Origin of the sequence: Acidithiobacillus sp. AMEEHan, assembly GCF_030996345.1 — a bacterium.
Classification (GTDB): Bacteria; Pseudomonadota; Gammaproteobacteria; order Acidithiobacillales; family Acidithiobacillaceae; genus Igneacidithiobacillus.
In genome coordinates, this window is sequence record NZ_CP118747.1 from 1264112 (window position 1) to 1288285 (window position 24174).

Sequence of the window (24174 nt, forward strand, 5' to 3'; positions counted from 1 at the left end):
AATAAATAAAAACAGCCGAACTGGCCAAAGCCAGTATAGGCCTTTCTTTGGCAAAAGCAAAGGAGTGTTAGTAGTGGGCGCCGAACTTGTGCTAGGCTCTGCGCAGGAAAGACCATGCTCGGAGTACTACGGATGAAACGGCGCGCAAAGTCGGTTGCACTAATCATGATGATCTTCTCTGTGTTCGCGACCTCCACTGAGGCCTTGGCGCAGGATAACAGCCAGCAAGGCAATCTCAAGGCCCCCCCGGAGTCGGCGAGCAAGAAGGCGATTTTGCAGCAGAACACCGATTTCTTTTACGACCACATCACCCTGCAATCGAGTATGTCCTATGCGTACTCCGATCAGAACACGATCAATTTGAATGGGTTTCTTGCCCTCGGTGCCATTTTTCTTGGCAACATCAACGTGAGCAAGGTCAAGTCGAGTATTTATACCTTCACGGAATCCGCCTATCTTCCCTTGGGGCGACGATTGCAGCTGGTTCTCAATGTGCCGATGGTCTATCGGCAAAGCACTTACGAGATTGGTGGCGCGGGGTATGCCAGCAATCAGTACAGTGAAGCGACGGTGACCTCTGGTGGGCCGCGCTTGGGAGATATCAGCTTTGGTGCTTATTACCAATTGGTACAGGAATCCAAGACCTGGCCGACCCTGACTGCCAGCCTCCTACTAACCGCGCCTACGGGTATAAACCCTTACGGGATCAAGTTATATCAACCAGACCCCAATAATACCAATCTGGAAGTGCCGACCAAGCTGCCGACCGGCAATGGCGTCTGGACCATTACGCCAGGCATCTCTTTCGTGTCTACCTCGGATCCTGCCATCTTCTTCGGTAGTGCCAATTATTACTACAACTTGCAGCGCAGTTTTTCGGATATCAGTACGACTGCGGATGTGGTGCAGCCCGGCCAGGTGCGCCTGGGTAATGCCTTTCAGTTCAGTCTGGGCGTCGCTTATGCCCTCAATGACCGTTTGAGTGTGAGTACCTCGTTTGCCGACCGGCTGCAGCAGCAGACCAGCGTACGTAGTCTCGGCAGCGCCTGGACCCCCGTCGTTGGCAGTGGTGCCAATGTCGGTGTCGCAAACCTTGGATTGACCTATGCGTTTACTCCGACCAGTTCCTTGATCATGAACCTCGGGATCGGCCTGACGTCCAGCGCACCGAACTTTCAGCTGACGGCGACCATTCCATATAATCTATAACGGCAGACGATGCTTGGGTGCTTTGTATGTGCGCCCCCTCCGTCTGCTCGGCACAGTGATCTTCTCGCTACCGGGGTAATCGCGACGGTATCTGAGGCCTTACTATACGAACTACATGATGCTGTATGGGGGCGGCGCGCAGAGCATGCATGACTGTCCGGTGGATAACCACATCGCGGGGGTGATTGACAAGTCTTTTCGGAACAGCAACTTCTTTCAATGCTGCACCTGACGACCTTGGGAACGCGGAAGCATTCCGCGCTGACGCCAGAGCGCACATAACACGCAAATCGCATTATCTGGACGAAAGGCTCCCCGGAGCAGTCCGTAACTCATGAGCTGCTGGAGCCACCGGCAATCCAGTACGTCGGATTTTCGACCAAAAACGTTCTTGACCTGCTGCGCGATTCCAGCAGATCAAGGAGCGATATCCAGTACACGCCGGTAGATTCCATCGCTACCGTGTCCACACCGCAGGACTTGAGCCAATCGGCCAAGGCCTCAAGATCCTCCGTGAAACCGGCAAATTCCCTTACCGGTTTCGCGATTCGCAGGGGCCGCGACATAGTGCGAGGCGCAGCCAATGTCGATGACGTCACCCAGGACCGCGCTTATATGCGGGCATAATGCTCCATTGACACATCGGTCTTCCGCAGCGCCCCGCACCTACTTTGCCATAATCGGAGACGCAGCGTGTTTCATCGGCGCGATTCGTGGCACCCAGGGCCGATTACTACGCTTATATATGGCGATTGTGACACCAGTAAATTGATTTCATTGGAATAAAACGGTCCAGGCTGTGCATGATAGAGGCGCCGATTCAGGCTTGTGTAACTTCATTGTTACATCTGAGAAATCCCTTGTAAGCACTGAGGATATCAGCTGCTTGCCGATCACGTCCTGCCGAAGCAAGGAAAACTGTGTATATGGAGGTTTACAAACACCCGCCACTGACTGCAATGTGGTTTTTTCTTAACCCTATGTTTACACGTAGATAATAATCATACGGCGCCTTTGGCACGGCCATTGCTATGGAGAGCCCAGGCAATGAAAGCTCGTTGAGGTGGGTGCCATGCAGCAACGTCTAATCTTCCGAAGAGAGTTAGCAGGAATGCTCCGCGGCATCTGCTTTGCCCTGATGCTGGCATCTGGGTCTTGTATGGCAGCAAATGTCTCCGCCCCTGAGTCAACCATTCCCGGTTGGGGTAGCACCATTCCCGGAGCGGTTGTTCCCAACAAGGTTCTCGAAACCGTCCAAGGAAAAGGAGAGGCAGTCAGTCTCCCCAGTGTTGGTCGTTCGAATGGTGTCGTCCTCTGGGACGAACTGCCCACCAGGAAAGGTGCTGGATCGGAAAACCTACAGATGGGTGCACTGAATGTGCAGACCAACAGTATGCTGAGCAATCGCTGAGGAAGAAACCGTCATGACCCGCCACCTCCCAATCATCCCCGTGTTGCTCTCCGGAGCGATCGCGATCTATGCCCAGGAAGCCTCGGCGCTGCCGCTGCCGAACACCGCACAAAGCGTCATCTCGGACAATGCCATGAGCAACGTTCTCGGTTCCACCATGACCAATCAGGCGGCTGGCAACAACAATCTGCAAGCCAACGTAGCCAACATCATCATGAGCCCTAATGGTCAGGGGGCGGGCACGATCAACGGTAAGGTCGTGCAGCAATCGGTCCAAAGCAACAGTGACGTCTACAGCGCTCAGCAGACCCACATTTCTGGAAACGCCTTTGCCAACAGCGTCGGAATTCTTGGCATTAATCAGGCGGCAGGCTCTGGGAATGCTGAGAGTAACCAGACGAGCATCGTTATGGGTGCGTTAAAGCCCGTGAGCAACCAGGCGCTATCGCAGACCTTGACTGGACCGAGCAAGCAGGCAGGGACGCAGGCTGCCAGCGTCGGGGGCGGAATTCAGAAGGTAGAAGTTGCCGCCAGCGCCTTTAGGGGCGCCGGAGGCATCGCTCAAGTCAACCAAGTTTCTGGCTCAGGCAATGCCTCGGCCAACAGTTTCGCTCTCGGGGTGGCTCCCGGAGTGATGCAGTAATGTAGTAAGCCGTGAAGTAGTCAACTCGTTTCGTTTTTCCTTCACCATAGGAGTATACCATGAACACGATCCGTAAGCTAAGCCCCATCGCCATCGCCGTTGCCGCCCTTGTGGCCGCTCCGCTGGCCTTCGCCGGTGCCGGTGTCAGCAACAGCCAGACCAGCGCCATGAATGAACAAGGCTCCATGTTCAACGCCACGGGCAACGCCGTACTCGGTGGTAACGCCGCCGCCAACGCCTCCGGCAACATCGGCATCAACGTCGCCACGGGTTCGCAGAACCAGCAGGCCAATGCCGGCGCTCTGGCTTCCAACACCAACATCGACGACGCTGCTGATTCCAACGCCAGCGTGAATGCCGGCCAGCTGGAGTTGATGGATTACGCCTGGCAGGTGATGAACGGCGCCAATGCCGTGGACTTCATCGGCAACGCTTTGCAAGGCGCTTCGGGTAACATTGGCGTGAACTTGGCCTCTGGCATTTTCAACCAGCAGGGCAACAACATGGCCGCTTCCAGCGCGGAGTATTCGGACCACGCCAATGCCAGCATCGACGCCAGCCAGGTCAGCGCCATCAATTCGACCTACAGCAACCGCAATTATGGGCATGAAGTTGGTGCCAGCAATGAGACGGGTCTGTATGGCAACGTCCTGCAGAATGCTTCTGGCAACATCGGCGTCAACGAGGCGGCCGGTATCGGCAACCAGCAGAGCAACAGCCTGGCTTTGGCCACTGCTGCCAACACTGACCACGAAGGCTATCCCATTGGTGCCACCGCCACCGTCAGTGCGTTCCAGGGCATGGGCGCCAATCAAACCATGCAGGGCAATCCCTACGCGTACTACTGGCAGTGGTCCTACGTCAACAACACCGCTGGCCTTGGTAGCAACGCGCTGGAAGGCGCATCCGGCAATATTGGCGCCAACATGGCCTCTGGCAACAGCAACCAGCAGAGCAACAACACCGCTCTGAGCGCGACCAGCAACAGCTACAATCACCAGTCCTCAACGGATTATGCGGATGCCTCTGCGGGTGCCACGCAAATGTCGCTATACAACACCACCTCGGACACCGGGGTCCAGGATAGCGCCACCGTCGACGGCAATGCCGCTGCGAATGCCTCTGGCAACATCGCCATCAACGTCGCTGCCGGTGCGCAGAACCAGCAGGAGAATGGTCTGGCCATGGCTTCTATCGCCTCAGCCAAAGCCATGGGCAACGCCTCGGCGCCGGTGGAGCAGGTCGCCTACTACAACGGTGGCACGACCTCGGGTTCGATGTACAACAGCAACGTCAGTGGCAATGCTCTTGCGGGCGCCTCGGGCAACCTCGGTCTGAACGTGGCTACTGGCAACGGCAACCAGCAGGTCAACACCCTGGCTATCGCCAGCGTGACCCACTAATCTGCTTGGTTTCTGCCACCCCTATGGGGGTGGCAGTTTTCCAGTAGTTACAGGCACTGCCGGAGACTGCCATGTGTCATTTCATTTCTTTTTATCGTAAAAATTTTATCTCCGGAATGTTCGGCATTGGTCTTCTGGCCCTTGCTCCTCTTTCTCAGGCGGCAGCTTTCGGCAACATCATTCCCGGAGCGGGCGTCATTCATGTTCCCGTGCGCAGCATGGTAGACATGCATTTTATCCATGTGATTCGCCAACACACCGATTTTTCCTGTGGCGCGGCTTCTCTCGCCACCATCCTCAAATATGCTTTTGGTCAGGACGTAACCGAAGAATCGGTCATGAAAGGCTTGTTCACGGTAAGTAATCCCGCCGTGGTAAGAAAAGTCGGATTTTCACTTTTGGACATCAAAAACTATGTAGAAAAAATTGGCTCCTCGACACATTGAGTGGGTAAGGCGGTATGATTGCTTTATGGGAAGGGCAGCGAGCTGAGGATAAGGATGGACCAAGGTAATCAACTGTTCACTCTGGCGTTGGGGTTGGTTCCGCCGTGGATGGTGGACGATGTGCGGTTCACGGTGGAGGAAAAGCGCCTGGACCTGCATGTGAACTTCCCAAGGGGTAGTCAGTTTCCCTGTCCGGTCTGCGGCCAGGACTGCCCGGTCTATGACACCCAGGAGAAGGTCTGGCGTCACCTCGACTTCTTCCAGCATGCGGCTTATCTCCATGCCCGCGTACCACGGGTCCATTGCCCGGAACACGGCGTGCATTTGGTATCCGTCCCTTGGGCGCGGGAAGGCTCGGGATTCACGCTGCTCTTTGAGGCTCTAGTCATGGCCATGGTCCGGGAGATGCCCGTGTTGACGGTCTCCCGCCTAGTGCGGGAGACGGACCAGCGACTCTGGCGGGTGCTCGATCATTACGTCGCCAAGGCCCGCGAGGCCGCGGACATGTCAGAGGTCCATTCCGTCGGTATCGATGAGACGAGCAGCCGGCGCGGCCATGATTACATCACCCTGTTTGTGGACCTCGTGGCGAAGCGCCTGCTGTTTGCCACACCCGGCAAGGATGCCGAGACTTTTGCGCAGTTCGCCGAAGATCTGCAGGCCCATGGCGGCAGCGCCGAGGCCATTACGGAGGTCAGCATGGACCTCTCGCCAGCCTTCCAAAAAGGGGCCGCAGAACACCTGCCCAACGCCCAGGTCACCTTCGATCGCTTTCACCTCATGAAGCTCGTCAATGAGGCCGTAGATGCCGTACGCAAGGGGGAAGCCCTCTCCCAACCAGACCTGAAAAAGAGCCGCTGGCTTTGGCTCAAGAACCCGGGAAAGCTCTCCGCCAAGCAAAGCGCCAGGCTCCGGGAGATCCTCAAGAACCAGAACCTCAAGACAGCACAGGCTTATCAGCTTCGCCTGACCTTCCAAGAAATCTTCACCGTCCAGAATCGCCACCAGGGCGCCACCCTGCTCAAGGCCTGGGTGGAAAACGTCAAGGACAGCGGATTACCGCCAATGGTCAAGGTCGCCTACACCGTCATGAATCACTGGGATGGTGTGCTCCGCTGGTTCGAGAGCCAGATCACCAACGGGATTCTGGAAGGCTTCAATAGCCTCCTCCAGTCCGCCAAGGCAAAAGCCCGTGGCTACCGTACCCACAAGAACTTTATCAACATGGCCTACCTGATCCTCGGTAAACTGGATCTCAGGCTACCCACATGAAACATCGAAGAACCAAAAAATTGGTCTCAAGGGTCAGGGTTATGAGGTCAAACCTTCCCAGCTGGAGGCTATCCACATTCCTGTGATCGTCCTTTTGGACTTGGGCGGTTACAAGCATTTCGTCGTCTTGGAAAAAACTACGGAGAACAAGGTATATCTGGCTGATCCAGCTCTGGGTAATCGGATCATGGAAAAAAACGTCTTTTTGAAAGACTGGAATGGAATTGTTTTTGCTGTATTCGGCAATGGGTTTGACCCCCACTCTGTTTTGCTAACACCTCCGAAACCTCCGAGTGCGCTGCGCTTGCTCCACGGCGAACTGCCAAACGTACCTTTGCAGCCAGCACATTTTGGCTATGATTTCGTTAAATATTTTTGAGGAGCATAAATCATGTACACCAGAAAATCTTTCATCTCTCTCGGAACTTCGTTGCTGGTCGGCTGCGCAACAACAGGCGCCATGGCTGGTCCTTTACCTTTTCAGGCCCCCGTTGTTGCCGATTCCATGTTGGCAAAAATGATTGGCAAAGGGGTTATTGGTGGTAAGATAGTATACTTTGGTGTGCAGATGCAGACCAATTGGACAAACTCTGCCTCGAAAACCCCTATGCAAGGCAATCTAAACATTGCCTTCAACAGCAACAACCAGGTTTTTGTTCCGACTATCACTTATTCCGTCACCAATCCCAGACTCCCCAAGGTGGCACCTGATCCCAATACGGACGTAAATGGCGCGGGTTTAAGCAATATCCACGGGGTCACGCAGGCGATACAGGTTGGGGGTCAGGAAAATGCAATCCAGAACCGCATGACCTTGAACGTGGTAAAAGGTAGACCGGACGATCTGCAAGGATCCGCTGGAAGCACTCTTGGCCAAGGAACGACCCAGGTTGGAGATGTCACGCTTACGGTACAATCTGGACAGCTGTCCATGCTGATCAACAACGGTGCCAACACCGTTCAGCAAGGTATTGGTAGCAACGGCGCCTATCAACTGGCGCAGATCGCGAGCAACGCTAACCAGATCGAGAACACCATGCACATGACGCTCGGTGTGAACCCTAGCAATAGCGCCGGCGCGCCGCAACTGCAGCAATTGCAATCCATGCTAAAAGCGAATTTTCCGACTAATCTTCCCTGAGGCCTGACCTGCATGGAAGCCGGGTCAGCAGGTATTGCTTGAGATGACTCGGGCTCTTTGGAAAGGATAGAAAAATGACAAGACCATCCCCAACGCCACCTATTGCTGGAGAGGGCGATCCACCATTTCCAGCTCTTTCAGAACCGTCGGCCACTACTGGCAATGTATTCCCCTTGCCACAGAGTGTAGCGAGCCAAACTGTCGACGAGCGGCGGAAACCCGCATGGTTCATCTACTTTCCGGTTACCGTCAAGTTCGTTGTGGCCCAGATTGGCGCGATACTCTGGGTCCTCTTTAGTTTCTGGATTGCCCTGCCTTGGATCCATAACCTGGATACTGTCATCGGGCCAATCCTGACAATCTTGATCATCGGTGGCGTCGCCATTATCCCTGGGTATATCTCCGGATTCATGCTCTTCAGCACTCTGCTTGATCGTCGGCCGCGCATTGTCTCGATTGATACCTACCCACCGATCAGTATTCTCGTGGCCGCCTACAATGAAGAGCTCGTCATCAGCGACACAATCCATTCCGTATTGCTTCAAAGCTACCCCGGAATGCACGAAATCATTGTCATTGATGATGGATCAAAAGATGCAACGGCAGAGAAAGTGAAAGCCTTCACCGATTCCCGTGTGCGTCTCATTCGGCAGCCCGTCAATGGCGGAAAGGCCAGCGCACTTAACGCGGGTCTGCAGCATGCAAAATTTGACATCGTCATCACCCTCGACGCCGATACGTATTTGTACCGCGATGCCCTGCAGAAGATCGTGGGTAGATACCTGAGTGACCCCAGTAATACAGCAGCAGTAGCCGGTGCCCTGGCCGTCCGAAACTCTCGTACCAACTGGATCACCCGACTGCAAGAGTGGGATTACTTTCATGGTATTGCCATCGTCAAGCGTGTTCAGAGTCTCTATCAAGGAACCTTGGTAGCTCAGGGAGCCTTCTCCCTCTATGAGAAAAAGGTGCTGCAAGAGCTGGGCGGTTGGGCGCCGGTGGTAGGAGAAGACATCGTATTGTCGTGGGGTATGCTGAAAAAAGGCTATCGTATTGGCTACGCAGAAAATGCGGTGGTCTTTACCAATGTTCCAGAATCATATAGACAGCTCTTTCAGCAACGACGACGCTGGGCTCGGGGTATGTTTGAGGCCGTGCGCGTCCACCCAGGCATCCTATTGCAGCCGCGCCTGACACTCCAATTTGTCTTCATCAATATGCTGTTTCCGTTTATTGACATGAGTTATATTCTCTTCTTTGTGCCTGGCGTGATTGCCGCGTTCTTTGGTTTTTTCCTGATCGCAGGCCCGATTACGCTTTTACTAATTCCGCTGGCAGCACTTAATAATTTCGTCATTTACTTTGTGCAATTACGGATGTTTCAAAGTCGTGGCCTGAAAGTGCGTCGTAATATTCGCGGGATGTTTTTGTATGTTTTCTTTTCCCAGCTACTGATGAGTCCTGCCTCCATTGCTGGATACGCTTCGGAAGTGCTGCGTCTCAGCAAAACCTGGGGGACCAAGTGAGCAGGAAAGCAGAGATACTGATAATTATAGGAAGTGTTTTTTGCACGGGGTTTTTTCAGGCAGCCTTCGCCGCTTCGGATGATCCAGGAGAGCAAATACGGAAGGGTCGACAGGCGCTGCAGGAAAACCACCCACAAAGAGCCCTAGACGCCTTCCAGTTGGCACTCAAAAAGATTGACGAGCATCCCGTTCGCTACGCCTCCGACCGCCTGGCGGCCCTTTCAGGAAAAGGCTATGCAGCGCTTTGGCTAGGAAATGATCATCAGGCATATCGCGCTTACGCACAGGCGTTTCCTCTCGCGAAAGTGCCGAGTGATCGCAAGGTAGTCAGTGTAGGCTTGGCGCGGGCACTCATTGCCAATGGCCGACCGATCGAAGCCTTCAATATCACTCAGCCATATCGGCAGCACCCTCCGGTCGCCTTGCAATCAGCCATTGCTGCCAATCTGCTGGACTGGAATGTCATGGCCAAACAAGATCTGGCCCTTGCCGCCCCTGCAGGCCACTATGTCGGGCCTGATTGGGAGGCTCGTCTATACCGCATCACCAATAATTATGTCGATTTTGCCTTGCAGCCCAAAATCCGCCTAGGCTTTCACTATAGCAGCGACATCGACAGCAACATCAATCAAATCTATTCTGCCGATGCGTTTTGGCCAGGTCGGTGGCTAAGCCGAAAAGGACTCAATCCTACCTTCTGGCAGGTCGGATTTCAGCAGACGCAGGTTGCTGATCCTAGTGGTCAGGTGGGTCTGAGTGCTATTCGTGCCGGTTGGTCGGCTATTCCCTCAAAGGATTGGCGATATTCCATCTTGGCGGGTCTAGGGACTTCCGGAAAAGGATGGACCTATGCTTCACTGCATGCCAGTACCCTCTATCAGCCCAGCGATAGCTGGGGGTTAGACGGCAGCGCAGACCGTGAACTGGTACGTACCTTGGGCGCGGTGCAAAACCAAATCTTAGTCAACACGTTGAGCGTAGGCGGATTTGGTCGACTGCGCGATCTCGGCACCTTAAGCGCAGCCTATTTCCATCAGTCTTTCTCCGACGACAACCAGCGCAATGGCGTGGTCGTCCGCTTGACTCCAGAATTCTTGACTCTAGGTCGTTGGCCCATCGCTCTGGGGATCCAAGGCTACTACCGTCAGTTCGAGAGTAGCGTAGTTCCATACGCCGGTTATTTTAATCCCCAAAATTATCGGGAAGCATTGGCGTATCTGATCTATGTCCAAAAATTTTCGCCATACTGGACTCTGCGCTTCTATTCGGGATTTGGGTCACAGACGATTGATGGCGTGACGTCGGGAGTACAGGATTATTATGGCACCCTAACCGGCTTAATTTCTCCCTACTGCTCTGTTTCCCTGACTGGAGGTTACAGCAACATAGCCAATGTCTACGGAGGCGGTCCAGGCTACCATCGCAGCTATTTTGGCGGGGAGATTTCCATTCCCTTTTGAGTCTGTGTTGCCCCAGCCACAAGCAATCCGTGCGACAGGAGATGCGTTCAGATTATCGGAGATCGTCGTAGTCAATTGGAAATTGGGCGCGCTCGACTTCAGCCCAATACCAAGATTCATGATCAAATTGACCCTTCCGGCGATTGGACAGGCTACCGCGAAGGCCGCATCTAACCTGACCTACTTCTGTCTTACCGTAAGTCTGGTGCCAACAAACTGCGATTATCTCGGCCGGGGTCATACGGCGCGCTTTTTGGCTGACATGCTGTTCGAGCTTTACCATAACGATCGTTTCGTGAACCGTTTGGATCTGGACAGACCCGATCCTCTGACGGGGTCGTGTTCAAGAAGCTATCTGTATTGCAGCCGTTACAGATCAGAGAGATGCAGCAGCCTGGCGCAGCGTCCAAAAAGTGGCTAGCTGTTTGGTTTTACAAATGAAAGTGGATGGAAGAGGAGTTTGTTACGTGTTCGTAACAGTGCTTGGGAAGTCATCGTACTACATTGATTCTCAAAAGTACGTTCGCGTAACAGGGGAGTTGTCGAGGGCTATCGATCCTTCTGCCCGGGTGGGGTGATGCCATGTTTCTCCATCAATCGATAGAGGGAGACACGGGAAATCTGTAACAATTCCGCAGCGCGGGTGATGCTACCAAGACTTTGCGCGACGGCCGCCTTTATGGCATCCCGCTCGGCCGCATCTCGAGCCTCCGACAGACTGACCCTTGCTCGTTGGTTCTGTCGACGCTCCAGACCGAGGTCCTCGGCGTTGATGAGAATCTTGTCACACATCACCATGGCACGACGTACCCGATTGATCAGTTCACGAATGTTCCCAGGCCAGGAGTAGCTATTCATGATTTGCAAGGCATCTTCGCTAAAGCCCTTGACACGTTGGCCGCGCTCGTCAGCGAAGCGATGGAAGACATAATTGGCCAAGAGCGGGATGTCTCCTTCGCGAGCTCGCAGTGGAGGCATGAGAATCTGCAATACGTTGAGACGATAGTATAAGTCCTGTCGAAACCGCCCGCCTTTGATTGCCTCCTCCAGATTGACATGGGTTGCCGCAAGTACACGAACATCGACACGAATTTCGTCCTTGCCGCCTACCCGGTGAATGGTTTGTTCTTGCAGAAAGCGGAGAAGATTTACCTGCAGATCGAGAGGCAGATCGCCGATTTCATCAAGAAACAGGGTGCCGCCATTGGCGGCTTCAATGCGACCAATTTTCCTTTCTGTCGCGCCAGTGAATGCGCCTTTTTCATGCCCAAACAGTTCCGACTGAATCAGGTTGGCGGGGAGAGCGCCGCAGTTGACAGCAACGAAAGGACCGTCCTTGCGAAAGGATCGTTCGTGAATGGCTCGGGCCGTCAATTCCTTACCAGTACCACTTTCACCAGTGATCAGGACGGGTGCATCAGTTGCTGCCACCTTGCGAATGTCTTGATAGACCTTTTGCATCTGTTTGCTGGCGCCAACCATTTGCTCTTCTGTGGTTGCGGAGTTGACGTCGGAGGTGAACAGGGCTTCTCGGGAGATCTCTGCCATGCCCGCAGCGTGTCCTAGCATGACGAGGAAACGTTGCGGGTCAATGGGAGTGGTGTGGTAATCGTAAAAGGCACTACCAATGAGTTGCCGTATAGCCAGTTGGTTGAGCAGCTCTTTCTCTACCAGGGCCAGCCAACGGATGTTTTCATTTTGCGCAATCAGTCGCAGCAGATGCTTTTGCCATTTTACCGCGTCGACATCCTGCAGCACCAAAATACCAACCGAGGGTTGCTGCTTGCGCAGCGCCGCCGATACTTCGTCGATATGCCGAAACGGCAGGAGGATCCATTCTTGGGCGCTGAGGAGTTCTCGTGCTGGCGCAATTACGTCTTCGGGACCGAGGTATAGGGCGACTCGACGAAGAATACTCGATTGCACAACCTCTGTGTCTCCTGCTGCCATGCCATTCCCCGTTCGAGTGTTTTCCCAAGATTAGCCCGAGCTTGCACTGGATACAACCGCCTGTAGAGAGCCTTCCAGCGATCCTAAAAATTCTGTGGATCCACGTCCAGGCTCCAGCGCACTCGCCGCGATTGGGGCAACTTGCCGAGTGGATCCACGACGCGAGACAAGGCACGGTGGAGCGCAGAGCGGCTTTTGCCCTCGAGCCATAGGTAGGCACGGTGATAGCCAGCGCGGCGTTCGAGCAGAGCCGGAATCGGACCGCTGCACTCCAATTCCGGGCCGATGCAGGCGTGTGCCGCGCATAAAAAGGCATAGACGGGCTCTGCACGTTGCGCCTCGGCCTGCAGCAGGGCGAGGGCGCGAAAGGGGGGCAGGCCTGCCTGCTGGCGTTCGCGGAGTAGTTGGGTTGCCGCGGTGGCGTACGCGCCACCTTGCAGGGCAAGCAGCAAGGGATGTTCCGGAAGATGCGTTTGCAGGATCACCCGTCCCGGAGTGTCGCCGCGGCCAGCACGACCGGCCACCTGGATCACCGTCTGTGCCAAGCGTTCCGGGGCGCGAAAGTCGGCGCTGTACAGCCCCTGGTCCACATCCACGATTCCCACCAGGCTGACGTCGGGAAAATGGTGACCTTTGCTGAGCAGTTGCGTGCCCAGCAAGATGGCCGGTCGAGTGTGCAGGATCTGTTGCAGGCGCTCCGCCAATTGTTTAGGGCTATGCACCTCGTCGCGGTCGATACGCAGCAGGGGCACGTCGGGAAAGCGCTCTCGCAGAAAATCCTCGAGGCCTTCCGTGCCCATGCCAATGCCAGTAATTTCGCTGGCACCGCAATTGGGGCATTGCGCCGGAACGGGTGCCTCCAGCCCGCAATGATGACAGCGCAGACGTGCCTGACGTCGATGCCAGGTCAAAGGTGCCGAGCAGCGGCGACAGTGGGGAACATGGCCGCAGGCATGGCAGAGCAGGGCCGGGGCATAGCCGCGTCGATTGAGAAAAAATAACGCCTGTCGACCACTGGCCAGGGTTTCTGCGCAGGCGCTCAGAAGGACGGGATCCAGCCCCGCCAATAGTCGCTTTTTGCGCAGGGGCAAGATCTCGATTGGCGGGAGTTGCCGAGCGCTGGCGCGTTCGCTCAGACGCAGGTCGCGGTAGCGGCCAAGTTGACGGTTGTGCAGGCTCTCCAGGGACGGCGTGGCGGAACCGAGAACGATGGGAAGGTCCTCGAGTTGCGCGCGGCGTAGGGCCAGATCGCGGGCAGAATAGAGCCAACCGCTCTGCTGTTTGTAGGAGGGATCGTGTTCTTCGTCGACGATCAACAGCGCCGGTTGTAAGAGCGGCACAAAAACGGCCGAACGCGTGCCGATGACGATGGCGATGCGGCCCTGACGCGCCTGCGTCCAGACCCGCAAGCGTTCAACGTCGCTCTGGCCAGAATGGTAGACGGCGACGCGATCCGCCCCAAAGCGCTCAGCACAGCGCCCCTGGGTCTGGGCGATGAGCCCGATTTCCGGCACCAGGAACAGCACCTGTTTTCCCGCCGACACCAGCGGTTCCATGGCCTGCAGATAGACCTCGGTCTTGCCGCTGCCGGTGACTCCATCGAGTAAAAAAGGCTGAAATGCCGAGGCCGCACGGATCGCGGCGACTGCGCTGGCTTGCTCGGGGTGGAGGCAAAGCGGCGACTCCCGAATCTGAAAAGTGGGCGGGGCCTCTTCTATCCATCCGGCCGCAAGGAACTGACGCAGACGCTGGCGATCGCTAGTGCCGAGTTCCGAGCTGGCCACACTGCCTTCGCGCAAACGCTGGAGAAGGTCGATTTGCCGTGCCCCCAGACCCTTCTCCGATGGGCTGATGTCAGCCCGCAGGCGCCAGGTCGTGGGCGTGAACTCGGGGAGGGGATGCCCTCGACAGAGCCGCGCCGGCAAAGCAGTTTCCCAGACAGCCCCAAGAGGGTGGTGATAATAGTGGCTGCCAAACTCCAGCAAGGCCTGCAGGGGGCTGGGGAGCAGGGGCTCGCAATCCAGGACGCTGCTGACCTCCTTGACGAGGATATCCTGCGGACAAGCACTTGGGCCAATCGCGATAGCGATGCGCTCCCCTCGGCCAAAGGGCACGCGCAGACGGCAGCCAGACGCAGGCAGGGGAAGGGCGCAACGATAGGTGAAGGTTTGCGGCAGGGGGCCGAGGATAACAACTTTGATACAGGGCGTTTCACGATTCATGAGTTTCCCACAATTTCTGTGGATAAGTCTGTGCAGGAAATGGGTCCAACTGCGCAAAGAGCCTGAGCCATTTACCTTTTTTTCCGATGCCTAAAAAGTAGGCGTTTTTAACTCATTGTTTAGTAAAGTAATTTTTCTGCCGCGCGCTAACTGCTTGATTCTTGCGTGTCAGCGTCAGTACATGGCTAGACTGTGTATAAGTGATCCTTGATTCTTCCTTCAGGCATGACCGAGAGAGGCTGCCAGTCCCCAGAAAATCCATAATCCCACCCAATTGTTATGCAGAAAAGCGCGAAAGGCCTTGTCGCGATCGCCATCGAGAAGACTCTGTTGGTAGAGAAACAGCACTGCGCTGCCGGCCAAGCTGAACCAGTACGGCCAGTCAAGCTGCAGCTCCAGACCGATGACCGACAGAATGGCCAGCATGACCACCTCGAAAGCCGCAATGGCAAGCCAGTCGAAGCGTCCGAACAAGATGGCGGTGGAGCGAATCCCGGCGCGCAGGTCATCGGGCCGGTCGGCCATGGCATAGGCGGTATCATAGGCAATCACCCAGCAGGCATTGGCGAGCATCAGCCACCAGGCCATGGCCGGTACACGCTCCTGCACTGCCGCAAAGGCCATGGGAATGCCAAAGGAAAAGGCAAGACCCAAAAAGGCTTGAGGTAGATGGGTGAAGCGTTTGAACAAGGGGTAGGCGGCACTGATGGCCACGGCAACGATGGCGAGATAGAACACCTGGAGATTCAAAAACGGCAAGAGTGCGGCCGCCAACAGGCACAACACAAAAAACAGCAGCAATGCTTCCCGGGCGCGAACCTTGCCACTGGCTAGGGGCCGGTTACGGGTGCGGGCGACCTGGCGATCGAAGTCGCGGTCGAAATAGTCGTTGATGACGCAACCGGCTGAGCGCATCAGCCAGGTTCCCAGGGTAAAGATTAGGAACAGCGCCAATGGTGGCGTGCCGCCGGCTGCCAGCCATAACCCCCAATAGGTGGGCCAGAGCAGGAGCAAGGTGCCGATGGGGCGATCGATGCGCATCAGCGCCCCGTATGCCGCCATACGGCTACGCCAAGCGCGGTTCATCGGCCTCGCCCGCGCCAGCGCGGCAGGTCGGGCAGGAGATGCTCTTCTACCCAGACCCGTCGCGCCCCGCGCTGCAGTATAGAGCTGCGCCGCCAGCGCCGGCGCTGACCAAAGGCAGGGGTGACCTCGATCTGGAGCGGACTGCGTTGCAAGCGTCGATGCCGGAATAGAGTATTGCCAATAGGACGGCTACCATGACGGGTAAGGGGCTGCAGCCCTTGGCTTATGGCGCGCAAGGGAAAACTAGAGCGGGCCCAGATGGCGGGTTTTTGCGGATCGGGACCATGAAGCTCCACCTCTCGCCAATAGACCCAGGCCAAGCGATTCAGGCCAAGAGCGCGACGCTCCCGGGGATGGGGGCGGGCACGACCACAGCCGAGCACCCGCGCGCGGGGCCACTCTGCTGCATCGTAGGCGCGACGCAAGGCAGCGGTGAGGGAGGCGGGAAGACATAACCAAGGCCAGAGTGTCCGGGCAGCGTGGTTACGGTGGCGACGCGAAGGGATCATGGACTGCCATGATCCGGCCTTTGCTTGAGGTGGTCAATCGCCAAAGTGAAAGCAATCGACTCGTGCCGGCGGCAGGTTGCGCCATACATAGCTGGCTCGCTGATGGGTAAATTTGCCGCTCAGGCCTGCACAGGAATGTAGGGGGTGATAGGTAAACTGGATGAAGGCGGTACCACGCCGCGCACACTTCGGGACTTCCGCCAGAATACGTCCGACGATATTCGGTGGGATGGTACGTAGGGGCAGACTGGAAACGATGGCGCGCACCGGCGAGCGATCGCTAATCAGGGAGGCCAGTTCAGCGGCATCGCCATGAATGACCTCCACCCCGGGGAATTCCTGCCGCAGGTGCTGTACCATGTTGGCAGAGCGCTCAATCAGAATGAGATCGGTTTTGGCGATGCCGCCTTCGAGCAGGGCGCGGGTCACCGGGCCGAGTCCCGGTCCGAGCTCGACCACTGCACCCTCGCCAGCGGGTACCAGCTCAGCCATGCGTCGGGCGAGAAATGGGGAGCTGGGAAACAGCGCACCGATACCGCGGGGATCGCGAAAAAATTCCCGGGTGAAGTGCCAGAATCCGGTATTTTTTTGCTGCGTCTTCATGCCCATAACGTTTCCTGTCCAGCGCGGGTGCCTTGCTCCAGCGCCCGGGTATGCGGTATTTTCTCCTACAAGCCTAGCAGGAAGAGGGGAAGCACGGCAGAGTCACTATACTTAACTTTAACGAAAGTCTTTTGGGCCATCTGCCTCGGGAGTCGCCAATATGTCCGAAGCCCTCGGGAATTCACCGCGTTTCGTCAGCAATCTCACCAAGAATACCTTGGCCTTGGTTTTGGCGGGTGGGCGGGGTAGCCGCCTCGGCCCCCTGACGGATTGGCGCGCCAAACCTGCCGTACCGTTTGGTGGGAAGTTTCGCATCATCGATTTCTGCCTTTCCAACTGTATCAACTCCGGTATTCGCCGAGTAGGGGTGTTGACCCAATACAAGGCCCACAGTCTGATTCGTCATCTGCAACTCGGTTGGGGCTTCCTGCGTGGCGAATTCAGCGAGTTCATCGAGCTTCTTCCGGCGCAGCAGCGCATGAATACCGGCTGGTACAAGGGTACCGCCGACGCCATCTTTCAGAATATCGATATCCTGCGGGCGCATCGTCCCCGCTATGTGATGGTCCTCGCCGGCGACCACATCTACCGCATGGATTATGGCCAGATGCTGGCTGAACACGTGCAGAGTCAGGCGGATATGAGCGTGGCCTGTATCGAGGTACCGCTGCAGGAGGCCCGCTCCTTTGGCGTCATGTCGGTAAACCACGAGGATCGCATCGTCGGTTTCACGGAAAAGCCCGAAAATCCGACCCCGTTGCCCGGCCATCCCGAAAAGGCATTGGCCAGCATGGGCATCTATGTTTTCAATACGGACTTCCTCTACGAACAGCTGATTCGTGATGCCGATGATCCACACTCCAGCCACGATTTTGGCAACGATCTGATCCCCTACATGATTTCTCGCTACCGGGTGATGGCCCATCGCTTCCGCCACAGTTGTGTGACCACCGGCATGGGCGGCTCCGACAGTCATCGCTGTTATTGGCGCGATGTTGGTACCATCGATGCCTACTGGGCCGCCAACATCGATCTTGTGCATGTGACCCCGGATCTCGATCTCTACGATAGCCGCTGGCCAATCTGGACGTATCAGGAACAGCTGCCACCGGCCAAGTTTGTCTTCGACGATGATGGTCGTCGCGGTGTAGCCCTCGATAGCATCGTTTCTGGCGGCTGTATCATCAGTGGTGCGACGGTCCGGCGTTCGCTGCTGTTCTCCAATGTGCGGGTCAATGATGGTCACACCCTGATCGAAGATTCGGTCATTCTGCCCAATGTGCGACTGGGCGAGGGCGCGCGGCTGCGCCGGGTGGTGGTGGACAAGGGCACGGTGATCCCCGCGGGTTTGGTCGTGGGGGAAGACCCGGAAGAGGATGCGCGGCGTTTTCATCGTACGCCCAACGGCGTGACCCTGATCACCCCCGAATCTCTCGGACAGCAGCTACACTTTGTGCGGTAGCCGCATGACGCCAGCGCGCTCCCTGCACGTCGTCTTCTGCTGGCACATGCATCAGCCGGATTACCGGGATGCCCAAGGGACATATCGCTTTCCCTGGACCTATCTGCACGCCTGCAAGGACTACGTCGATATGGTCGCGCATCTGGAGGAAAATCCTCTGGCGCGGGCGGTATTCAATTTCGTTCCGGTGCTGGTCGAGCAGCTCGACGACTATGCCGAGCAGTTTCGCACGCGCCAGTTTCGTGATCCTCTGCTGTGGGCCTTGGCCACCCCCGACCTGAAGACCCTTGCCCTGGCAGACCGGCACAGCATACTCGACCAGTGTTTTCGTCTGGACCCTGAGCACATGCTCAATCCCTTTCCCGCCTACCGGCGTCTCTTCGACCTTTGGCAATTCATCCGGCAAGACGCTGCGGAGATGGGCGATTACCTCTCGGTACAATATCTCGCCGATCTCCTGGTCTGGTATCACCTGGCCTGGACCGGCGAGACCCTGCGCCGAAAAAGTGCAACGATCCAGAAGTTGATGGCCAAGGGCAGCGGCTTCTCGGCCGCCGACCGCCTGGCGCTGCTCGACTGTCTGGGTGCGACCGTTGCCGGCCTGTTGCCGCGTTATCAGGCTCTGGCGCAGGCGGGCCGGATCGAGCTCTCGAGCACGCCGTACCAGCATCCGATTGCCCCGCTGCTGCTCGACTTTCGGGCAGCCCAGGATGGGCTGCCGGATGCGCCATTGCCCGAGAGTCCGCAATACCCGGGTGGCAAGGAACGAGTACAGTGGCAATTGCGGCAGGCGCTGGCGAGTCATCGCCAGCATTTTTCCGCGCCTCCCCGGGGAATCTGGCCGGCCGAGGGGGGGGTTTCCGCAGAGTTTGTGGAGTTGCTGGGAGACGAGGGATTGCAGTGGACGGCCTCCGGGGAGGGTGTCCTCGGGCGCAGCCTGCATCACTCCTTTCCGGATCGCTCTCCCGCCCAGGGACGGGCAGCGTACCTGTATGGCGCCTATCGCTCGACCCCCCAGGGACCGCATCTGTTCTTCCGCGATGATTCCCTCTCGGATCGCATCGGCTTCGACTACAAGACCTGGTCCGGGCATGACGCGGCCACGGACTTCGTACAACGCTTGGAAGCGATCTGGCGCGATACCGAAGATCAGCCGGCGCCGGTGGTCAGCGTCATTCTCGATGGCGAGAATGCCTGGGAGTACTATCCCTACAACGGCTATTATTTTCTCAGCGAACTCTACCGTCTCCTGAGTAACCACCCGCACATCCAGCTCTGTACCTTTGCCGACTACGTGCGCGATCACGGCGATACCGCCAAGGCCCTGCCCAAGCTCGCAGCGGGTAGCTGGGTCTATGGAAATTTCAGTACCTGGATTGGCGACCCGGCAAAGAATCGGGCCTGGGATCTGCTTTGCCATGCCAAGGAGGCAGTGGACCGCAAGATCGGCAGCTTTTCTGTTGAGCGCCAGGAAGCGATTCGCCAACAGCTCGCTCGTTGTGAGGGGTCGGACTGGTTCTGGTGGTTTGGCGACTACAACCCGGGTGATGCCGTACGGGATTTTGATGGCCTGTACCGCGATCACCTGCGGCAACTCTACGATTTGTTGGAGCAGCCAGCGCCAGCGGAACTCGATCAAGCCATCAGTCACGGCGGCGGCAGCGCCGAGGCCGGTGGTACCATGCGCCGTGGCCACACCTGAGGAAAGCAAACGATGCCCGATGCCCTGTCCCTGCTGTTTGGAGTCCATGCCCATCAACCGATCGGCAATTTTCCCGAGGTCGTCGACGACGCGGTAACGCGCTGTTACCACCCGTTTTTGCAGGTGCTTGATCGCTATCCTGACTTTGTCTTTGCCTTTCATAGCAGTGGCTGGTTGTTGGGCTACCTGGCCGAACGACATCCCCAGACCATGGAGCTCCTGCGCAGTATGGTGGCGCGTGGCCAGGTAGAGTTGGTAGGGGCTGGCGATACCGAGCCGGTGCTGGCTGCAATTCCGTATATCGATCGCATCGAACAATTGCAGTCTATGAGTCACCGGCTACAGGAAGAATTTGGACAACGCCCGGAAGGTGCCTGGCTGACGGAGCGCGTCTGGGACCCCTCGGTGGTTCCGGCGCTGGTCGATTCGGCCATTCGCTATGTCGTGGTCGATGACTACCATTTTCTTTGCGCGGGACTGGAAAGAGACGAGCTCGGCAGTTTCTATCGTACTGAGGAGAATGGCCAGAGTATCGATGTCTTCCCCATCTCCGAGGCACTGCGCTACCGCCTGCCCTTTTCTGAGGTGGCGGATGCCATTGCCTTTCTCCATGCGCTAGGCGCGCAACAGCCAGGTAGCGCGGCGATCTATTTCGATGACATCGAGAAATTCGGCCTCTGGCCGGAAACCTACAACTGGGTCTACGAGCGCGGCTGGCTGGCGCAGTTTATCGAGGGCGTACTTGCCTTGGAGAGCATCAAAACGCAGCATTTTGCCGCCTACCGAAAGACCCGGCGCCCGCGCGGCATGATTTACCTGCCGACGGTGTCCTACAGTGAAATGAACGAATGGACCCTGAGCCCTAATGTGGCGCGGGAGTATGAACGCTTCTTGCAGCAGGAACGTGATGCGGGGCGTCTGGATGCGCGCAAGGCCCTCATCCGCGGGGGAATCTGGAAAGGCTTCCTGCATCGCTATCCGGAATCCAACTGGATGCACAAGCGCATGTTGCAGCTGTCCGCACGTTTTCATGCCCTGCCCAAGCGACGCCAGTCTGAGGCCCTGCGTGCCGATCTGCACGCGGCGCAGGCCAACGATGCGTACTGGCACGGGCTCTTCGGCGGCATTTATCTACCGCATTTGCGGCGTGCCGTGCACCATCACCTGACGCGTCTGGAGGCAGGGCTCGACCAAGTGCGCAAACGGCCTGCGATGATCTGGGAAGATGTCGATCTCGATGGCCGCGAAGAGTGCTTCTATCATGACGCGCAGATGCAGATCGTGCTACATCTGCCGTACGCCAGCATCCAGGAGTGGAATCACTACCCGAGCGAGCATGACTTTGCCGATACCCTGGCACGCCGCGACGAGGCCTACTATGACAAGATCCGCCAGGGAGAAGGCGCGGCAGAGTCCGAGAATGCTGGAGGCATCGCCTCTGCCCATGACCGGGTCAGTTTCAAGACCGTCATTCATGCGGACGATCTGCTTTTCGATGATCTCCCCTGTCAGAGCTTTGTCGATCACCTAGGCGGCGAGGCGCTGCATTATCAAGCTATTGCTGAGGCGAAGACGCCGCGGTTTCTGGCCCGACACGAGACCTGGGAACTCGAAAAATCCTTTGCTCTGCGCAACGGTTGCCTATCCGTGCGCTACGCCGGCAAAGCAACAAAAGATGCCGCGACGACGTTCTCCACGCGCATCTATCTGGCCATGCCGAGTTGTGATGGACCGGCGGGCTGCTTGTCTGTGGATGGAGCCGTTGTCGGGGGCTTCGCCGCGGAGCTCTCCGGTACTGCACAGAAATTTCGTCTCGATGACGCGGTGCTGGGTGGCAGTGTCGAGATTCTGCTTCCCGGTAAGACGGCCTGGCGGGCCTGGCCACACCGGACGGTTTCGCAGTCCGAGGCCGGCTTTGAAAAAATCATGCAGGCTTGGGTGCTGGAGCTGACTTGGTCGGCCTTTGGCGAGGAATTTTCTGCCTCGTTGCAAATCCAGGTGGGGCGCGCATGAGTGCTTGGTATCTCGGGGTGGATGTGGGTGGCACCAACCTGCGCTTTGGCGTTTTTGACGGTGCACAATGTGTCGCCAGCTACCGCACGGAACTGAATCTGCGGGAGCGCTGCGCCCGGGCCGGAGAGGCAGGCGCGGCGCAGCAGTTGGTATTGGAGGCCCTTGCCAGTGGCTATCATCGCTTGCGCGAGCAATGTCCGCAGATCGACGGAGTGGGGGTAGCCTTTCCGGGTTTTGTCACCGCCGATGGGGTGCTGCGGCAGTCACCCAATATCCCACATCTCGAAAATTTTGCTCTGGAAGCACAGCTCAGCGAGCAGTTGCAGGTGCCAGTGCTGCTCGAAAACGACGCCAATGCGGCGGCCTTTGGCGAGTTCTGGTCGTTGCGCCAGGATCATCCCGAAATCCAGTCTTTAATCTACGTTGGGCTTGGTACCGGCGTGGGGGGGGGGTGGATCCAGTCCGGGCGCCCGTGGCGGGGGGAAGACGGAGCGGCCATGGAGATTGGCCATCTTATCGTGGTCCCAGGTGGACGGCGTTGCGGCTGTGGCAACCAGGGCTGCCTGGAACAGTACGCCTCGGCGCAGGGGCTGGTGTCGAGTTATCTGGAATACACCGGCATGCCGGCGGATCCCAAGATCATCGCCCAGCTCGCGCAGGACCAGAATCCCGGGGCATTGCGGGCGTTCCAAACCTTGGCGGAGCATCTCGGGCAGGGCTTGGCGCACGTGGTCAAGGTGCTGGACTCTCGCCAGATTCGGGTAGGCGGGGGCCTGAGTGCCGCCTGGGATTGCTTCGGCGAAGAGCTGTGTCGGCAACTGCGCAGCAACATGATTCCGGCACTGCAGGACACCGTCGAAATCGCCGCCGGTAATGGCGATGACCAGGCCGGTATGCGCGGCGCTGCCCTGCTCGCTCGGGAAGTTCTGGCCGCCTGATGCGGATTGGTGTTTTTGACTCGGGCCTCGGTGGTCTGAGTACTTGGCTGGCCTGTACCCGCTATCTTCCAGATGCGGAATATTTCTTTTTTGCGGATACCGTCAACGCGCCTTACGGTGATCGTAGCGCTGTGGAGGTGCAGGCCTTTACGGAGGATGCCTACCGGCGCTTTTTGCAGCTCGATGTCGATGCCCTGGTGATCGCCTGCAACACCGCCACCAGTGCCGCCGCAGCACCACTGCGCCAGTACGCGTCCATGCCCATCATCGGCATCGAGCCCGCCATCAAGGTCGCTCTGCAGGAAAGCAGGGGGGAAGTGCTGTTATTGGCAACCGAGCTTACCGTGCGTGGCGCCAAGCTCGACAAACTTCTACAGCTTTGTGATCCAGAACGTCGGGTGCGGGCGCTGGCCTGTCCGGGCTGGATGGAGATCATCGAGGGGCAACAAGCGGATTGGCGTGAGCGCGCCAGCGAATATTGGCAGGAAAAGATTGCCGCACACGCCAGGAACGCCACAGCGCTGGTGTTGGGCTGCACCCACTACTGTTGGCTACGCGACGAAATCTCGGTGTGGTCTGCTGGAAACGCCATCTTTGACGGCAACGACGGAGTAGCGCGACAGCTCTACCGACTCTTGTTGCGCCGCGAGCCGCCGGCGGCCGCCAGCCATACCGACCTGCTGACCCTCCACTTTGCCGCGTCGGCTGATGCAGACCAGAAAATGGCTGCTGCGCAAAGGCTCCTGCAGGGCGCGGGAGTACGCGCCCGAATCCTGCCCTTTTAGTTGAGGGTGATGCCTTTCTCGCCGAGGGTCACATTGTACTTCTTGGCTTGCGCTTCCCCCTGGGCGTAGGAGAGCTTGGCCAGCTCCTCTGCATGCTGTGCCTTGGCGACCGCCTCATCATATTTGCCGGCCTTTTCTGCGGCCTCCGCCTCTTTGAGGAATTTCGGAGTATCCAACCACTGGTAATGAATGCTTTCGGCCTTGGCCATGGCCGCTTGAGCAGCGCTGATGGCCTTCTGGGCGTCACTGGCATTGGCGGCAAAGGCGATACTGCTGCTGCAGAGCAGGGCGGCACAGGCAAAGGTGCTGACAAGGAACGGCTTCATGATCTACTCCTCTTCGGTAAAATCTTGCATTGAAGAAAGCAAAAAATGTTCCGTTTCCTTGATCCGC

The 24174-nt window shown here is 57.3% G+C and carries 21 protein-coding genes and 1 pseudogene; 15 read left to right on the forward strand and 7 right to left on the reverse strand.

Annotated features, from left to right (window positions below):
* Nucleotides 1–132 precede the first annotated feature (132 nt).
* Nucleotides 133–1209: a transporter gene (locus ORD17_RS06395; RefSeq protein WP_308390018.1), complete on the forward strand. Its 1077-nt coding sequence runs from the start codon at nucleotides 133–135 to the stop codon at nucleotides 1207–1209.
* Nucleotides 1210–1434: 225 nt separating this feature from the next.
* Here the strand turns inward: ORD17_RS06395 and ORD17_RS06400 are convergent.
* Nucleotides 1435–1824: pseudogene (locus ORD17_RS06400) on the reverse strand (IS110 family transposase); the annotation flags it as partial.
* 544 nt (nucleotides 1825–2368) lie between these two features.
* On the opposite strand from ORD17_RS06400, the gene ORD17_RS06405 reads away from it, so the two are divergent.
* From ORD17_RS06405 to ORD17_RS06445, 9 genes are all read left to right on the forward strand, one after another.
* On the forward strand, nucleotides 2369–2620 hold the full coding sequence (locus tag ORD17_RS06405) for a hypothetical protein (RefSeq protein ID WP_308390019.1): 252 nt from the start codon (nucleotides 2369–2371) through the stop codon (nucleotides 2618–2620).
* A gap of 13 nt (nucleotides 2621–2633) precedes the next feature.
* Complete coding sequence (locus ORD17_RS06410) at nucleotides 2634–3263, forward strand: hypothetical protein (RefSeq protein WP_308390020.1); 630 nt, start codon at nucleotides 2634–2636, stop codon at nucleotides 3261–3263.
* Nucleotides 3264–3322: 59 nt separating this feature from the next.
* Nucleotides 3323–4666, forward strand: coding sequence for a hypothetical protein (locus ORD17_RS06415; RefSeq protein WP_308390021.1), 1344 nt, complete (start codon nucleotides 3323–3325; stop codon nucleotides 4664–4666).
* 71 nt (nucleotides 4667–4737) lie between these two features.
* Nucleotides 4738–5112 carry a hypothetical protein gene (locus ORD17_RS06420; protein WP_308390022.1) on the forward strand — a complete coding sequence of 125 codons (375 nt, stop codon included), beginning with the start codon at nucleotides 4738–4740 and terminating at the stop codon, nucleotides 5110–5112.
* Between the two features lie 54 nt (nucleotides 5113–5166).
* Nucleotides 5167–6384: an ISL3 family transposase gene (locus ORD17_RS06425; RefSeq protein ID WP_014003049.1), complete on the forward strand. Its 1218-nt coding sequence runs from the start codon at nucleotides 5167–5169 to the stop codon at nucleotides 6382–6384.
* A 19-nt stretch (nucleotides 6385–6403) separates the two neighbouring features.
* Nucleotides 6404–6763, forward strand: a complete 360-nt coding sequence (locus tag ORD17_RS06430; protein ID WP_308390069.1) for a cysteine peptidase family C39 domain-containing protein — start codon at nucleotides 6404–6406, stop codon at nucleotides 6761–6763.
* Nucleotides 6764–6775: 12 nt separating this feature from the next.
* Nucleotides 6776–7525, forward strand: a complete 750-nt coding sequence (locus ORD17_RS06435; protein ID WP_308390023.1) for a hypothetical protein — start codon at nucleotides 6776–6778, stop codon at nucleotides 7523–7525.
* Nucleotides 7526–7698: 173 nt separating this feature from the next.
* Nucleotides 7699–9051, forward strand: a complete 1353-nt coding sequence (locus ORD17_RS06440; RefSeq protein WP_308390024.1) for a glycosyltransferase — start codon at nucleotides 7699–7701, stop codon at nucleotides 9049–9051.
* A 158-nt stretch (nucleotides 9052–9209) separates the two neighbouring features.
* Nucleotides 9210–10511, forward strand: a complete 1302-nt coding sequence (locus ORD17_RS06445) for a hypothetical protein (protein ID WP_308390025.1) — start codon at nucleotides 9210–9212, stop codon at nucleotides 10509–10511.
* A 549-nt stretch (nucleotides 10512–11060) separates the two neighbouring features.
* Here the strand turns inward: ORD17_RS06445 and ORD17_RS06450 are convergent.
* The 5 genes from ORD17_RS06450 to ORD17_RS06470 all read right to left on the reverse strand — a co-directional run bounded on the left by ORD17_RS06450 (nucleotide 11061) and on the right by ORD17_RS06470 (nucleotide 16887).
* On the reverse strand, nucleotides 11061–12461 hold the full coding sequence (locus tag ORD17_RS06450) for a sigma 54-interacting transcriptional regulator (RefSeq protein WP_308390026.1): 1401 nt from the start codon (nucleotides 12459–12461) through the stop codon (nucleotides 11061–11063).
* An 83-nt stretch (nucleotides 12462–12544) separates the two neighbouring features.
* Nucleotides 12545–14683, reverse strand: a complete 2139-nt coding sequence (locus ORD17_RS06455; protein ID WP_308390027.1) for a primosomal protein N' — start codon at nucleotides 14681–14683, stop codon at nucleotides 12545–12547.
* 219 nt (nucleotides 14684–14902) lie between these two features.
* On the reverse strand, nucleotides 14903–15769 hold the full coding sequence (gene ubiA, locus ORD17_RS06460; RefSeq protein ID WP_308387482.1) for a 4-hydroxybenzoate octaprenyltransferase: 867 nt from the start codon (nucleotides 15767–15769) through the stop codon (nucleotides 14903–14905).
* Nucleotides 15766–16278: a chorismate lyase gene (locus ORD17_RS06465; protein WP_308387483.1), complete on the reverse strand. Its 513-nt coding sequence runs from the start codon at nucleotides 16276–16278 to the stop codon at nucleotides 15766–15768. Before ORD17_RS06465 ends, ubiA begins: the two co-directional genes overlap by 4 nt.
* A gap of 33 nt (nucleotides 16279–16311) precedes the next feature.
* Complete coding sequence (locus ORD17_RS06470) at nucleotides 16312–16887, reverse strand: methyltransferase domain-containing protein (protein ID WP_308387484.1); 576 nt, start codon at nucleotides 16885–16887, stop codon at nucleotides 16312–16314.
* 154 nt (nucleotides 16888–17041) lie between these two features.
* Here ORD17_RS06470 and glgC point away from each other — a divergent pair, with 154 nt between their 5' ends.
* The 5 genes from glgC to murI are packed head-to-tail and all read left to right on the forward strand — an operon-like array spanning nucleotide 17042 to nucleotide 23781.
* Entirely contained in the window at nucleotides 17042–18343 is a 1302-nt protein-coding gene (glgC, locus tag ORD17_RS06475) for a glucose-1-phosphate adenylyltransferase (RefSeq protein ID WP_308387485.1), read from the forward strand.
* A gap of 4 nt (nucleotides 18344–18347) precedes the next feature.
* A complete protein-coding gene (locus ORD17_RS06480) occupies nucleotides 18348–20045 on the forward strand; it encodes a glycoside hydrolase family 57 protein (RefSeq protein ID WP_308387487.1) in 1698 nt (565 codons plus the stop codon).
* 12 nt (nucleotides 20046–20057) lie between these two features.
* Complete coding sequence (locus ORD17_RS06485) at nucleotides 20058–22058, forward strand: alpha-amylase/4-alpha-glucanotransferase domain-containing protein (RefSeq protein ID WP_308387488.1); 2001 nt, start codon at nucleotides 20058–20060, stop codon at nucleotides 22056–22058.
* Nucleotides 22055–22996, forward strand: a complete 942-nt coding sequence (locus tag ORD17_RS06490) for an ROK family protein (protein ID WP_308387489.1) — start codon at nucleotides 22055–22057, stop codon at nucleotides 22994–22996. Before ORD17_RS06485 ends, ORD17_RS06490 begins: the two co-directional genes overlap by 4 nt.
* Nucleotides 22996–23781 (forward strand): glutamate racemase, encoded by a 786-nt coding sequence (murI, locus tag ORD17_RS06495; protein WP_308387491.1) that lies wholly within the window; start codon nucleotides 22996–22998, stop codon nucleotides 23779–23781. The genes ORD17_RS06490 and murI overlap by 1 nt, the downstream gene beginning before the upstream one ends.
* On the opposite strand, the gene ORD17_RS06500 is transcribed toward murI, so the two are convergent.
* Nucleotides 23778–24107, reverse strand: coding sequence for a hypothetical protein (locus ORD17_RS06500; protein WP_308387492.1), 330 nt, complete (start codon nucleotides 24105–24107; stop codon nucleotides 23778–23780). The genes murI and ORD17_RS06500 overlap by 4 nt on opposite strands.
* Between the last annotated feature and the right edge of the window lie 67 nt (nucleotides 24108–24174).